Genomic DNA, 12,943 nt, shown 5'->3' on the forward strand with positions numbered 1-12,943 from the left:
CCCCATGCTGCCCCCCATGCGTCAATTGCTGCTGGACCTGATGCCCGAGTCTCCGCCCTCCCTGGCCAACTTCGTCGGCGACGGCAACGAGGAGGCCCTGGCGGCCCTGGCCGACTGGTTCTCCGGCCCCCAGCCCCTGTTCCTGCTGTGGGGCGAGGCGGGCAGCGGCAAGAGCCACCTGCTGCAGGCCTCCGGGCTGCATTATGTGGACGGCGCCCAAGACCCGCTCCTGGCCGGCGCCCCGGCCGAGGCCGAGGGCCTGGCGGTGGATAACGTGCAGGCCCTGGCTGAGGCCGGCCAGATCGCCCTCTTCAACCATTTCAACCGCCTGCGCCTGGCCGTGGAAAACGGCCGGCCGGGCAAGCTGCTGGTGGCCAGCGACCAGCCGCCGGCGGCCCTGCAACTGCGGGAAGACCTGCGCACCCGCCTCGGCTCGGCCCTCATCTTCCGCCTGCGCCCCCTCTCCGACGAGGAGAAGCTGGCTGCCCTGGCGGCCCAGGCCGCCGACCGGGGCCTCAAGCTCTCCCGGGAAGCCCTCACCTACCTGATGAACCGCAGTTCCCGGGACATGCGCACCCTGGCCGCCCTGCTGGCGGCCCTGGACCGCTACTCCCTGGAACACAAACGGCCCATCACCCTGCCCCTGCTGCGGGAAGTGCTGCAGCATGCCGGCGACTCCACCGTCTAACCCTTCCGAAACAGGCACGATGAATCTCGCACTCTTTGATCTCGACAACACCCTTCTGGCCGGCGACAGCGACTTCGAGTGGGCCCAGTTCCTCATCGGCCAGGGCGCCCTCGACGGCGAAATACACGCCGCCCAGAACGAGAAGTTCTACGAGCAGTACAAGGCCGGCACCCTGGACATCTACGAGTTCCTCGACTTCCAGCTGAAGCCCCTGGCCCGCCACTCCCGCGCCCAGCTGGACGCCTGGCACCAGGAATTCATGGCCCGCAACATCCGCCCGATCATGACCGACCAGGCCCGGGCCAAGGTGCAGGAGCACCTGCAGCGGGGCGACCTGGTGCTCCTGGTGACCGCCACCAACGCCTTCGTCACCGGCCCCATCGCCCGGGAATTCGGCATCCACCATCTCATCGCCACCATCCCGGAACAGCGGGACGGCCAGTTCACCGGCGGCGTGCGCGGCACCCCGTCCTTCCAGGACGGCAAGATCACCCGGGTGGAGGACTGGCTCGAAGCCCAGGGCCTCAACTGGGGCAGCTTTGCCGACAGCTGGTTCTACAGCGACTCGCGCAACGACCTGCCCCTGCTGGAAAAGGTCAGCCGCCCGGTGGCGGTGGACCCGGACCCAATCCTCAAGGCGGAGGCGGAACGGCGCGGCTGGCCGGTAATCAGCCTGCGCTAACCGCCCCGTACGGATATAATGCCTTGTTTTTTCAGGCGGACGAACCGCCAGATTGCATAAAAAAACCTACATGATCCGCAAACTAATTTCCCGGGTGTTTGGCGGCAAGAACAACGCCGGCAAGAGCGAAACCCGGAACGCCCGTAGCGGCGGCCACGGCGACAGCGCCGCCATCATCCCCGTCAAGAACCATGGCATCCGCCGCGAGCAGCTCAGCTCCGGCGCCCGCCGCACCGTCGAAGGGCTGCAGAAGGCCGGCTACAAGGCCTACGTGGTGGGCGGCGCCGTGCGCGACCTGCTGGCCGGCATCCCGCCCAAGGATTTCGACGTGGCCACCAACGCCACGCCGGAACAGGTGCGGGCCTGTTTCCGCCGCTCCCGCATCATCGGCCGCCGCTTCCAGATCGTGCACGTGATGATGGGGGCGGAGACCCTGGAGGTCACCACCTTCCGCGCCATCCACGCCAGCAACGCACCCACCGACGAACACGGCCGGGTGCTGCGCGACAACGTCTTCGGCACCATGGCGGAAGATGCGGCCCGCCGCGACTTCACCGTCAATGCCCTGTACTACGACCCGGCCGACGAGACCATCCACGACTACCACCACGGCGTCGCCGACCTCAAACAGAAGACCCTGCGCATGATCGGCGATCCCAAGGTGCGCTACCGGGAAGACCCGGTGCGCATGCTGCGGGCGGTGCGCCTGGGGGCCAAGCTGAACCTGGCCATCGACCCGGCCGCCCGGCGTCCCATCCGGGAGATGTCCGAGCTGATCGAAAACGTGCCGCCGGCCCGCCTCTTCGACGAAATGCTCAAGCTGCTCACCTCCGGCTACGCCGTGCGCTGCGTCAAGCAACTGCGGGAAGAGGGCCTGCACCACGGCCTGCTGCCCCTGCTCGACGTCATCCTGGAGCAGCCCCTGGGCGAACGCTTCGTCATGCTGGCCCTGGCCAACACCGACGAGCGGGTCCAGGCCGGCAAACCCACCTCCCCCGGCTTCCTCTTCGCCACCCTGCTGTGGCACGAAGTGCTGGGCCAGTGGGAAAAGAACAAGGCCAACGGCGAGCGCCCCATTCCCGCCCTCTTCGCCGCCATGGACGAGGTGCTGGACGTGCAGGCGGAAAAGCTGGCCATCACCCGCCGCATCGCCGGCGACATCAAGGACATCTGGGCCCTGCAGCCCCGCTTCGAGGCCCGCTCCGGCAAGAAGCCCTACGCCGTGCTGGAACAGCCCCGCTTCAAGGCCGGCTACGATTTCCTGCTGCTGCGCGCCGAGTCGGGCGAGGTGGACAGGGAGCTGGGCGAATGGTGGCGCCGCTTCCTCAACGCCGAAGGCGAAGAGCGCCAGGCCATGCTGCTGCCCGAGGCCAAGGGCGACAAGAAGCGCCGGCGTCGGCGCAAGAAGCCCGCCGGCGGTGGTACCGGCGCGGGCGAAGGCGGCAGCGGCGACTAGGCCGCGGCGATTTCCATGCATCGCGCCTTCATCGCCCTGGGCGCCAATCTGGAAGATCCGGCAGCCCAGGTCCGCGCCGCCCTGGCGGACCTCACCGGCAGCGGCGACATCGCCCTGGTCGCCGCCTCCTCCCTCTACCGCACGGCCCCCATCGGTGCCGACGGCCCCGACTACATCAACGCCGTGGCGGCGGTGGACACCCCCCTGCCGCCGGCCGGGCTGCTGTCCCGGCTGTTCGCCGTGGAAGCCCATTTCGGCCGTACCCGCAGCTACCGCAACGCCCCCCGCACCCTGGACCTGGACCTGCTGCTCTACGACGACCAGGTGCTGGACGGCCCCGAACTGACCCTGCCCCACCCGCGCCTGCATCTGCGCGCCTTCGTCCTGGTGCCCCTGGCGGAGATCGCTCCGGACCTGGCCCTGCCCGGCCGCGGCAGCGTCGCCGCCTGGCTGCCGGCGGTGGCCAACCAACGGATCGAGAAACTATGAGCCTGTGGACCGAACTGCCGGTGCTGTGGAAGACGGTGTTGCTGCTCTCCGCTTCCAACGTCTTCATGACCTTCGCCTGGTATGCCCACCTGAAGAACCTGGCGGACAAGCCCTGGTGGATCGCCGCCCTGATCTCCTGGGGTATCGCCCTCTTCGAATACCTGCTGCAGGTGCCGGCCAACCGCATCGGCCATACCGATCTCACCCTGGCCCAGCTGAAAATCCTGCAGGAAGCCATCACCCTCACCGTCTTCGTGCCCTTCGTCGTCTTCTACATGGGCCAGCCCCTCAAGCTCGATTATCTGTGGGCCGGCCTGTGCCTGCTGGGGGCCGTTTACTTCATATTCCGCAGCTGATCCGGTCAGGAAATGTCAGCTTGCGGCTTATTTCATAACCACACTCTTATAAAGGCTATTAATATCTCCCTTTGCTAATAGTCAAAATAACTTAGGGAGATGTCTGTGGCATTGTTCGGCAACAACCAGCGGCAACGAGAACTAGAAGCGGCCCTTGCCGCCCTGCAGAACGAGAACGCCAGCCTGCGCTCCCAGGTGGCCAATCTGGAAAACGAGCAGCAGACCCTGGAGCAGAAGTGCCACGCCGCCGAAACCGTGGCCCGGGGCTGGGAAAAGCTGCTGCACAACCTGGACCGCTTCGGTTCCAGCCTGGCCAAGTCCCAGGGCACCATGGCCGCCATGGCCCACAGCCTGAAGACGGAAAAGGAAGAGGCCGTCACCGCCGGCCGCATCACCACCGACAGCCAGGCCCAGATGCATGGCATCAGCGCCAACCTGAGCCAGCTGGCCCAGCAGTCCCAGACCACCATGGGCCAGGTCGAAGGCCTCAATGCCAGCACCGAGAAAATCGGCAGCATCCTCAACCTGATCAAGGAAATCGCCGACCAGACCAACCTGCTGGCCCTGAATGCCGCCATCGAGGCGGCCCGGGCCGGCGAGGCGGGCCGCGGCTTTGCCGTGGTGGCCGATGAGGTGCGCAAGCTGGCCGAACGCACCGCCACCGCCACCAACGAGATTTCCGGCCTGGTCAGCGCCATCCGCCACGACACCGTCTCGGCCCACGCCAGCATCTCCTCCCTGGCCAAGGAGGCGGACCACTCCAGCCACGAGGGCAAGCAGGCGACGGAGAACCTGGACAACATCATCGGCCTCTCCCGCCACATCGAGACCGCCGTGGCCGTAGCCGCCCTGCGCAGCTTCACCGAACTGGCCAAGATGGACCACCTGGTGTTCAAGTTCGAGGTGTACAAGGTCTTCATGGGCGCCTCCCAGAAACGTCCGGAGGATTTCGCCGTGCATACCTCCTGCCGCCTGGGCAAGTGGTACTACGAGGGCGAGGGCCGGGAGTGCTTCTCCCTGCTGGACGGCTACCGGGCCCTGGAAGCGCCCCACATCAACGTGCACAAGAGCGGCAAGGAAGCCCTGGAACGCCTGCGCCTGGGCGATTTCGACGGCGGCGTGGCCCTCCTGGAGCACATGGAGGCGGCCTCCGAGGAGGTCTTGGACTGCCTGGAGCGCATGGCCCAGGCCGGGGAGCAATCCCCCGACGTACTCTGCCTGGAACACTGAGGCCGGACGGTCCGGGCCGCCCCTCTGGCCTCCCGGACCTGCCTGCCGTACCATAGAGCCGCCGGGCTGGACCCGGCGCTTTTTTTCCCGTCCCGACCCACACCCCATCCCGCCGCCCATGCCCGGTACCCCAGCCCGCAACCTGCTCGAGCACGCCCGCAACATCGTGGTGGAAGGCCCCATCGGCGTCGGCAAGACCAGCCTGGCCCGGCGCCTGGCCGAGCATCTAGGCCAGAGCAAGGAATGCCAGCTGCTGCTGGAGCAGCCGGAACTCAACCCCTTCCTCACTCGCTTCTACCAGGAGCGCAGCCGCTACGCCCTGCAGACCCAGCTGTTCTTCCTCTTCCAGCGCCAGGACCAGCTGCGGGACCTGGCCCAGCCGGACATCTTCCGCCAGACCGTGGTCTCCGACTTCCTCTTCGAGAAGGACCCGATCTTCGCCCGCCTCACCCTGGCCGAGGACGAATACAAGCTCTACCGCCAGATCTACGACACCCTGGCACCCCAGGTAGTATCGCCGGACCTGGTGATCTACCTGCAGGCCAGCCCGGAAAACCTCATCGCCCGGGTGAAGAAGCGGGGCCTGGACATGGAGCGGCGCATCGGCGACGTGTACCTGACCCAGCTGGCGGAAAGCTACAGCCGCTTTTTTTACGGCTACAATGCCGCGCCGGTGATGATCGTCAATTCCGACCGACTCAACTTCGTCAATCAGGACCGCGACTTCCAACTCCTCCTGGAACGGCTCGCCGCCATGCGCGGCCACCGGGAATACTTCAACCGGGGAGAATGAACCCATGTCCAGCCAATCCACGACCCGCCGCCTGACCATCACCGACATGGCCAAGCTCAAGGCCGCCGGCGAAAAAATCGCCATGCTGACCTGCTACGACGCCAGCTTTGCCCGCCTCTGCGACAACGCCGGGGTCGATACCGTGCTGGTGGGCGATTCCCTCGGCATGGTGGTGCAGGGCCACGATTCCACCCTGCCGGTGACCCTGGCCGACATGGTCTACCACACCGCCATGGTGGCCCGGGGCTGCGACCGCCCCCTGATCATCACCGACATGCCCTTCGGCACCTACCAGGAAACCCCGGAACTGGCCTTCCGCAACGCCGTGCAGCTGATGGCCGCCGGCGCCCAGATGGTCAAGATCGAGGGCGGCGAGGACATGGCCGAGACGGTGCGCTTCCTCACCCACCGCGGCATCCCGGTATGCGGCCACATCGGCCTGACGCCCCAGTCGGTACACCAGCTGGGCGGCTACCGGGTTCAGGGCAAGGACGAGGCCGGCGCAGCCCAGCTCAAGGCCGACGCCCTGGCCATCCAGGCCGCCGGCGCCAGCATGGTGGTCCTGGAGGCCATTCCCCAGGCCCTGGCGGCCGAGGTCACCGCCCTCCTGCAGATCCCCACCATCGGCATCGGCGCCAGCGTGGAGTGCTCCGGCCAGGTGCTGGTGCTGCAGGACATGCTGGACATCGCCCCCGGCCGCAAGGCCCGCTTCGTGCGCAACTTCATGACCGGCCAGCCCTCCGTGGCTGCCGCCATCGCCGCCTACGTGGCGGCGGTGAAGGACTGTACCTTCCCCGCCGCCGAACACTGTTACTGAATCACCCCACCGGCAACGGGCCGCCAAGTACGGCCCGGCCATCAGGAGAAACAGCCATGCAGATCTTTTCCCGGGTCGACGACCTGCGCGCCGCCCTTGCCGGCAAACCCGAGGTGGTGTTCGTGCCCACCATGGGCAACCTGCACGAGGGCCACATTTCCCTCATGACCCAGGCCCGCCAGCACGGCCGCACCGTGGTCGCCAGCATTTTCGTCAATCGCCTGCAGTTCGGCCCCGGCGAGGACTTCGACAAGTACCCGCGCACCTTCGAGGCCGATTGCGCCAAGCTGCAAGCAGCCGGCGTGGACGTGCTGTTCGCCCCCACGGAAGCCGACCTCTACCCGGAGCCCCAGACCTACCAGGTGGAACCGCCGGAAATCCAGAACTGGCTCGAGGGCGAATTCCGCCCCGGCCACTTCCGCGGCGTTGCCACCGTGGTACTGAAGCTGTTCAACATCGTCCAGCCCCAGACCGCCCTCTTCGGCAAGAAGGACTACCAGCAGCTGATGGTCCTGCGCAACATGGGGCGCCAGCTGGCCCTGCCCATCCGCATCCTGGGCGGCGAGACGGTGCGGGCCGAGGACGGCCTGGCCCTGTCCTCCCGCAACGGCTACCTGACCCCCGCCGAACGGGCCGAGGCACCGCGCCTGGCGCGGGAGCTGAACAGGCTGAGGGACGCCATCCGCGCCGGCAACCGGGACTACCCGGCCCTGGAGCGGGCCGCCATGGCCGCCCTTGACGCTGCCGGCTGGAAGGCGGACTATGTTGCGGTGCGGCAGCAAGCCGACCTCCAACTTCCCGGCAGTCCCGATGCACCCCTGGTGGTGCTGGCCGCCGCGCGCCTCGGCGTTACGCGACTCATTGATAATCTTGAGATTTAATTCAAAAACTGGGCGTTGACAGACGGCGGTGAGCCGTTAAAATGCCGTTCCCCTTACCTTTTGCCTACGGGTGAAGCCATGCAGAGAACCATGCTCAAGTCCAAGCTCCACCGGGTAACCACCACCCACTCGGAGCTGCATTACGAAGGCTCCTGTGCCATCGACCAGGACCTGCTGGACGCGGCCAATATCAAGGAATACGAACAGATCGACATCTGGAACGTGAACAATGGCGAGCGCTTCACCACCTACGCCATCCTGGCTGAACGCGGCTCCGGCGTCATTTCCGTCAACGGCTCCGCCGCCCGCAAGGCTGCGCCCGGCGACATCCTGATCATCGCCACCTTCGCCACCTACACCGAAGTGGAACTGGCCAAGCACGAACCCCAGCTGATCTACGTCGATTCCCAGAATCGCATTGCCCGCATCGGCAACAAGATTCCGGCCCAGGCCGCCTGAGACACCGGATTTTTACCCGGCCTTTCGGGTAAAAGAAGGTAAAAAAAGCCGCGAGCAATCGCGGCTTTTTCTTTTGGGGCTGGTCCTGACCCGCACCGGCCAAGACACGGAGGAAGCGGGCGGCTCAACCCCAGAAGGGACGGGCCTCTTCAGGCAGGCCTGCCCGACAGGCCCATGGCGCCTGCCTGTGCGGGCATCCCCTTGATAGGGCCCTACTCGGCGGCGGCCTTCTTCGCCGGCCGCTTGGCCGGAGCGCGCCGGGTCTTGGGCTTGGCGGCGGCTTCGGCGGCAGCAGCAGGCGCTGCCTCCGCCTGGGGCGCAGCCTTGGCGGCGGCCTTGGGTTCGGACTTGGCCTTGGCCGGCGTCTTCTTGGCGGCTTCGATCTCCTGGGCGGCAGCCGTCTTGCGGGCCCGGGTACGGGCGCCGCTGCGGGCCCCGGAAGACTCGCCGCGGCCGGAAGGCTTCCTGGCCGCGGCCGGGCTGGCGGCGACCGCTTCGACTGCCGCCGGGGCGGCCGCAGCGGGCGCTGCCACGGCTTCCACCACTACCGGAGCGGGGGCCGCTGCCGGGGCGGGTGCCTCGACTGCCGCTTCCTGGACCCGGGGACCATCCTTCACGCCGTTTTCCTTGGCGCCGTCGCGGCCGCGGCCGCGCCGACGGTTGCCGCCGCGCCCTTCCCGGGCCGGCGCTTCCGCCGTCTCGGCGGCCGGCGCCTGCGCCTCGGCAGGGCTTTCTTCCGGCTGCGTCACTTCCCGCGCCGACACATTGCCCGGACGGGCTACGTAGGCGCCGGACTTCTCGTCCCGGCCGAAGGCCAGCAGGCCCCGGTTCTGGGCCTCTTCCAGCAGATTGCCGAAGGCGCGGAAGCCGTAGTAGGACTCGTTGAAGCCCGGATTGCGGCGCTTGATCGCCTCCTTCAGCACCGAGGCCCACAGCTTCTCGGTGTCGCTGCGCTCGGCCATGAGGTCCTCGAAGGTGGCCATAGCCAACTCGATGCCCTTGGTGCGGCGGGCGTCCTGATCGTCCTTGCGCTTCTTCTCGTCTTCCGGCGAACGGCGGGGCGCCGCCTCCTTGGCCGGGTCCTTGCGGTTGGCGGCGGCCCGCTTGGCTTCCCGGTCCCGCACCAGATCGTCGTAGAAAATGAATTCATCGCAGTTGGCGATGAGCAGGTCCGAGGTGGACTGCTTCACACCGACGCCGATGACGTGCTTGGCGTTTTCCCGCAGCTTGGAGACCAGGGGCGAGAAGTCGGAATCGCCGGAGATGATGACGAAGGTGTCCACGTGGGACTTGGTGTAGCAGAGGTCCAGGGCGTCCACCACCAGGCGGATGTCGGCGGAGTTCTTGCCGGACTGGCGCACGTGGGGGATTTCGATCAGTTCGAAATTGGCCTCGTGCATGGTGGCCTTGAAGGTCTTGTAGCGCTCCCAGTCGCAGTAGGCTTTCTTGACCACGATGGAACCTTTGACCAGCAGGCGCTCCAGCACCGGCTTGATGTCGAATTTTTCGTATTGGGCGTCACGCACGCCCAGGGCGATGTTCTCGAAGTCGCAGAACAGGGCCATGCTGACGGTATCGGCAGGAGCTGCCATGGGTGTTTCTCCGTAAGGAATTGGATCAAGTATAAGGCCGGGGACCGCTCAGGCGGCGCGCAGGGCCTCGACGATATTCATGCGGGCGGCCCGGAAGGCCGGCAGAAAGCCGCCCAGCAGGCCCATGAGCAGGGCAAAGAGCAGGCTCTTGACGACGATGCCCGCATCGAGGGAAAAGGTGAAGGCCAGTTCGGCGAAGGACTGCCAGTTCATGGTGGAAATGGTGAACAGCTGCATGGTGGAAGCCAACAGCAGCCCCACCAGCCCGCCCAGCAGCGCCAGGCCCAGGGATTCGGCGAGGAAGGCCAGCAGGATGGCCCGGCGGTTGAAGCCCAGGGCCCGCAGGGTGCCGATCTCGCCGGTGCGGTTGGCTACCGCAGCATACATGGTGATCATGGCACCGATGATGGCGCCGATGGAAAAAATCACCGACAGGGTGATGCCCAGGATGCTGATGAACTTGGACAGGGCCTCCGACTGGTCGGCGTAGAACTGGGCTTCCCGCTTGGCTTCCAGGGTCAGGCGCGGGTCGTCCTCGATGGCCGCCTTGACCGCGGCAAAGGCGCCCGGGTCGTTGAGGCGGAAGATCAGGGAAGAGAACACCGGCCGGCGGAAGGCCTGCATCAGCTGCTCCGCATCGCCCCACACCTCCGAATCGAAGCCGCTGCCGCCCGCATCGAAGACCCCCACCACCACCCAGTCCCGGGCGCCGAAGCGCATGGTTTCGCCCAGGCCGGCGCCGTTGAAGCGGCTGGCGATGGCCTGGCCGGTGACGATCTCGTTGGAGCCGGGGCGGAACGGCCGCCCCGCCACCAGCCGCACCTGGGGACGCAGCTGCAGGCCCACCGGCGACAGGCCGCGGATGATGACGTTGGAAGGCTTGGCCGCCGCCCCCTCGGCCACCCGCTTGTTGAGGGAGATCAGCACCACCGTCTCCTTCGACAGCATGCGCAGGCCACCGGCCCCCAGGGCCACCTGGGGCAGGCTCTCGACGATGGCCGCCGGCCCCCGCTCGATGCCGCTCTGCACCTCGGTGCCGGAGGCCCGGCGGGTCACCACCACGTTGTCCGGGCTGCCCGTATCCACCAGGGTCTTCTTCAGCCCCGCATCCAGCATCAACACCGTGGCGAAGACGAACACCACCAGGGCCATACCGCCGGCGGTGAGGGCCGTGGTCAGCTTGCGTGCCGCCAGGTTGCGCAGGGAATAGGAAAGGGGAATGGCCATGATCAAGCGACGCTGCGCAGCCCTTCGACGATCGGGATGCGGGCCGCCCGCCGGCTGGGGAACCAGGCGGCGATGAGGCCCACCCCCAAGGCGCAGGCAGCCTGCAGCAGCACCGTGGTGGCGGAGACGAAGAAAATGGGGAACAGGGTGCCCATGGCCTGGGCGAAGGCCGCCGCCGCGGGAAAGGTCAGGGCGATGCCGAGGCCGCCGCCGATGGCGGCGATGGCCACCGACTCGCCGAAGATCAGCCCCCGCACGAAGCCGGGGCCGAAGCCCAGGGCTTTCAGGGTCGCATATTCACTGGTGCGCTCCCGCACCGTCATGGCCATGGTGTTGGCCATCACCGCCAGGATGATGGCGATGACCACGTAGGAAACGATGCGGATGGCGACGACGATGGCCTCGGTCATGGAGACGAAGGAAAGCTGGAAGGCCTTCTCCGTCTCCGTCAGGGTTTCCGCCGCGCTGTTGCGGAATTCGGCATCGATGAGGCGCGACAGCTCCGCCGCCCGTCCCGGGTCGTCGATGGTCACCACATAGACCCCCACCTGGTTCTGCCGCCGCGGATAGCGCACCTTGGCCACCTCGTTCAGGTAGTCCCAGTGGAACAGCATCTGGGCCACGTCCGTCTTGGCGTCCCGCCCGGTGTAGATGCCGCGGATGACGAACTCCCAGGTGCCGGGAAAGATGGTGCCCTTCAACTGCACCACATCCCCCACCTTGAAGCCGTACTGGGCCGCCAGCTTGCGCCCGACGATGGCCCCCTTGCGGTCCCGGGCGAAGGCGGTGCGCTCGTCGTCGCTGAGCAGGTACTCCGGGTACAGTTCCAGATAGTTGGGGTCCACCGCGAACTGGGGAAAGAAATTCTTCGGCTCCTTGTAGATGCCGCCGAACCAGTTGGCCGTGGTGATGGCCTTGACCCCGTCGATCTGGCGGATCTTCTGCTTGTAGGTCAAAGGCAGAGGAAAGACCAGGGAAATGGAATTGCGCGTCACCAGCCGGGCATTGGACGCCCCTTCCGCCCCGGCGTACCAGGCATCCACCACCGTGGACAACAGCCCAAAAGACAACACCGCCACCATCAACCCCACCAGGGTCAACAAGGTGCGCAGCTTATGCCGGAAGGCGTTGCGGAGGACGAGATTGAGGAGGATGAAGAGCACAGGGGACTCCGGGTGAGGGAGTCATTATAGGCGGGGTGGGCGGATACAACTGCTGCCAAGAACTAACAAACCTGAACTTAGGAATAAGCTTCGTAGGCAGAATAACGCAGCGTTCACCATATGAGACAAAACCATATGGTTTATCTACACCGACTCAGATGTAAATCTGATTTGCGCCACTCAATCTCTACCGCAATTCTACAAAAGCAAAACTCATGAAACCTACCGTCTTGTATAAGTATGCGACTCCAAACACGGCTGAAATTATTCTCGAAAATGGCCGACTGCGATGGTCAAACCCATCCGTATTCAATGACTTAAACGAACTCCAACGTATTCCATGCTTTGAACCCACAGTTTGCGAGTCATACCAAAACCTCCTCAAGACACTACTCGATGCTGCATGTGGAAGATTGGCGCTCGACGCAAACCGTTTAACGCCGAGGACTAGAAAAATCCTTGACCAGGTCATACAAGGACTTCAGGTAGGAAAATCTGAATCCGAGTTACTAGGCGTTCTCTGTGACTTTAAGCCCTCTGATGCGGATCAAATTATTGACAAAGGGCTTCGTGAATATTTTGCACTGTTAGCCAAGAAGGGACCACGCATATTGTGTTTGACATCCACGTATAACAACGAAGTCATGTGGGGTACATATGCTGAAAACCATCATGGCGTTGTACTTGGTTTTACAGCAGCTTTGCCTGACAGCCCCTTTCACGAAGTTAAGCAGGTGACTTATTCCGACAGGCCGATTGCCGGATCTGGATTGGACTTCTTACTATATGGTGACACACCGGAGCTTCGAAAAAGAACCATTGAGGCGGTTTGCTATTCGAAGAAATTAGCATGGTCATATGAGCAAGAGTGGCGACTTATTACATGGCGCTCTCAAGAGTCGCATTCTGATCACGGAGATTACATCTTCTATCCAGCAGAACTGGAATCTGTAACTTTTGGGGTAAGAGCAAAACCAGAAGTCGTCAAGACCATGTGTAAAACCATTCATAAGAAATACCCTTCCACAACCATTTTTCAGATGCTGCACCAGCAAGGCAGTTTGAACCGAGTACCGCTGGAGACCTGAAGCAAGTCAGGCAAACCTCAAA

General features: G+C 65.0%; 14 protein-coding genes. 11 read left to right on the forward strand and 3 right to left on the reverse strand.

Going from position 1 to position 12,943, the window contains the following annotated elements; genetic code table 11:
* Nucleotides 1-16 precede the first annotated feature (16 nt).
* The 10 genes from hda (at nt 17) to panD (ending at nt 7,851) form a co-directional block, all read left to right on the forward strand.
* Entirely contained in the window at nt 17-688 is a 672-nt protein-coding gene (hda, locus tag ACLSSQ_RS14585; protein WP_043798932.1) for a DnaA regulatory inactivator Hda, read from the forward strand.
* Nucleotides 689-707: 19 nt separating this feature from the next.
* A complete protein-coding gene (locus tag ACLSSQ_RS14590; protein ID WP_130460101.1) occupies nt 708-1,370 on the forward strand; it encodes an HAD family hydrolase in 663 nt (220 codons plus the stop codon).
* Nucleotides 1,371-1,440: 70 nt separating this feature from the next.
* On the forward strand, nt 1,441-2,826 hold the full coding sequence (pcnB, locus tag ACLSSQ_RS14595) for a polynucleotide adenylyltransferase PcnB (protein WP_416243101.1): 1,386 nt from the start codon (nt 1,441-1,443) through the stop codon (nt 2,824-2,826).
* Between the two features lie 15 nt (nt 2,827-2,841).
* The gene (folK, locus tag ACLSSQ_RS14600) at nt 2,842-3,315 is read left to right on the forward strand and encodes a 2-amino-4-hydroxy-6-hydroxymethyldihydropteridine diphosphokinase (RefSeq protein WP_152090606.1); all 474 of its coding nucleotides are present in this window, start codon (nt 2,842-2,844) and stop codon (nt 3,313-3,315) included.
* On the forward strand, nt 3,312-3,671 hold the full coding sequence (locus ACLSSQ_RS14605; RefSeq protein WP_130460104.1) for a DMT family protein: 360 nt from the start codon (nt 3,312-3,314) through the stop codon (nt 3,669-3,671). Before folK ends, ACLSSQ_RS14605 begins: the two co-directional genes overlap by 4 nt.
* 99 nt (nt 3,672-3,770) lie before the next feature.
* A complete protein-coding gene (locus ACLSSQ_RS14610; RefSeq protein WP_416243102.1) occupies nt 3,771-4,901 on the forward strand; it encodes a methyl-accepting chemotaxis protein in 1,131 nt (376 codons plus the stop codon).
* 118 nt (nt 4,902-5,019) lie between these two features.
* Nucleotides 5,020-5,694 carry a deoxynucleoside kinase gene (locus ACLSSQ_RS14615; protein ID WP_416243103.1) on the forward strand — a complete coding sequence of 225 codons (675 nt, stop codon included), beginning with the start codon at nt 5,020-5,022 and terminating at the stop codon, nt 5,692-5,694.
* A 4-nt stretch (nt 5,695-5,698) separates the two neighbouring features.
* Complete coding sequence (gene panB, locus ACLSSQ_RS14620; RefSeq protein ID WP_130460105.1) at nt 5,699-6,511, forward strand: 3-methyl-2-oxobutanoate hydroxymethyltransferase; 813 nt, start codon at nt 5,699-5,701, stop codon at nt 6,509-6,511.
* A gap of 56 nt (nt 6,512-6,567) precedes the next feature.
* Nucleotides 6,568-7,392, forward strand: a complete 825-nt coding sequence (gene panC, locus ACLSSQ_RS14625; protein ID WP_416243104.1) for a pantoate--beta-alanine ligase — start codon at nt 6,568-6,570, stop codon at nt 7,390-7,392.
* 78 nt (nt 7,393-7,470) lie between these two features.
* Nucleotides 7,471-7,851 (forward strand): aspartate 1-decarboxylase, encoded by a 381-nt coding sequence (gene panD / locus ACLSSQ_RS14630; protein ID WP_014236565.1) that lies wholly within the window; start codon nt 7,471-7,473, stop codon nt 7,849-7,851.
* A 212-nt stretch (nt 7,852-8,063) separates the two neighbouring features.
* Here the strand turns inward: panD and ACLSSQ_RS14635 are convergent, their stop codons facing one another.
* The 3 genes from ACLSSQ_RS14635 to ACLSSQ_RS14645 are packed head-to-tail and all read right to left on the reverse strand — an operon-like array spanning nt 8,064 to nt 11,833.
* Complete coding sequence (locus tag ACLSSQ_RS14635; RefSeq protein WP_416243105.1) at nt 8,064-9,443, reverse strand: NYN domain-containing protein; 1,380 nt, start codon at nt 9,441-9,443, stop codon at nt 8,064-8,066.
* A 48-nt stretch (nt 9,444-9,491) separates the two neighbouring features.
* Nucleotides 9,492-10,670, reverse strand: coding sequence for an ABC transporter permease (locus ACLSSQ_RS14640; RefSeq protein WP_014236563.1), 1,179 nt, complete (start codon nt 10,668-10,670; stop codon nt 9,492-9,494).
* Nucleotides 10,671-10,672: 2 nt separating this feature from the next.
* A complete protein-coding gene (locus ACLSSQ_RS14645) occupies nt 10,673-11,833 on the reverse strand; it encodes an ABC transporter permease (protein WP_416243106.1) in 1,161 nt (386 codons plus the stop codon).
* A gap of 215 nt (nt 11,834-12,048) precedes the next feature.
* On the opposite strand from ACLSSQ_RS14645, the gene ACLSSQ_RS14650 reads away from it, so the two are divergent.
* Nucleotides 12,049-12,921: a DUF2971 domain-containing protein gene (locus tag ACLSSQ_RS14650; RefSeq protein ID WP_416243107.1), complete on the forward strand. Its 873-nt coding sequence runs from the start codon at nt 12,049-12,051 to the stop codon at nt 12,919-12,921.
* The last annotated feature ends 22 nt before the right edge of the window (nt 12,922-12,943 follow it).

The sequence above is a fragment of the Azospira sp. APE16 genome (assembly GCF_047901315.1).
GTDB classification, from domain to species: Bacteria; Pseudomonadota; Gammaproteobacteria; order Burkholderiales; family Rhodocyclaceae; genus Azospira; species Azospira oryzae.

What these genes read in the sequence shown, in the direction of transcription:
- hda (WP_043798932.1), top strand. Translation starts at nt 17, where the DNA reads ATGCGTCAATTGCTGCTGGACCTGATGCCCGAGTCTCCGCCCTCCCTG.
- ACLSSQ_RS14590 (WP_130460101.1), top strand. Translation starts at nt 708, where the DNA reads ATGAATCTCGCACTCTTTGATCTCGACAACACCCTTCTGGCCGGCGAC.
- pcnB (WP_416243101.1), top strand. Translation starts at nt 1,441, where the DNA reads ATGATCCGCAAACTAATTTCCCGGGTGTTTGGCGGCAAGAACAACGCC.
- folK (WP_152090606.1), top strand. Translation starts at nt 2,842, where the DNA reads ATGCATCGCGCCTTCATCGCCCTGGGCGCCAATCTGGAAGATCCGGCA.
- ACLSSQ_RS14605 (WP_130460104.1), top strand. Translation starts at nt 3,312, where the DNA reads ATGAGCCTGTGGACCGAACTGCCGGTGCTGTGGAAGACGGTGTTGCTG.
- ACLSSQ_RS14610 (WP_416243102.1), top strand. Translation starts at nt 3,771, where the DNA reads ATGTCTGTGGCATTGTTCGGCAACAACCAGCGGCAACGAGAACTAGAA.
- ACLSSQ_RS14615 (WP_416243103.1), top strand. Translation starts at nt 5,020, where the DNA reads ATGCCCGGTACCCCAGCCCGCAACCTGCTCGAGCACGCCCGCAACATC.
- panB (WP_130460105.1), top strand. Translation starts at nt 5,699, where the DNA reads ATGTCCAGCCAATCCACGACCCGCCGCCTGACCATCACCGACATGGCC.
- panC (WP_416243104.1), top strand. Translation starts at nt 6,568, where the DNA reads ATGCAGATCTTTTCCCGGGTCGACGACCTGCGCGCCGCCCTTGCCGGC.
- panD (WP_014236565.1), top strand. Translation starts at nt 7,471, where the DNA reads ATGCAGAGAACCATGCTCAAGTCCAAGCTCCACCGGGTAACCACCACC.
- ACLSSQ_RS14635 (WP_416243105.1), bottom strand. Translation starts at nt 9,443, where the DNA reads ATGGCAGCTCCTGCCGATACCGTCAGCATGGCCCTGTTCTGCGACTTC.
- ACLSSQ_RS14640 (WP_014236563.1), bottom strand. Translation starts at nt 10,670, where the DNA reads ATGGCCATTCCCCTTTCCTATTCCCTGCGCAACCTGGCGGCACGCAAG.
- ACLSSQ_RS14650 (WP_416243107.1), top strand. Translation starts at nt 12,049, where the DNA reads ATGAAACCTACCGTCTTGTATAAGTATGCGACTCCAAACACGGCTGAA.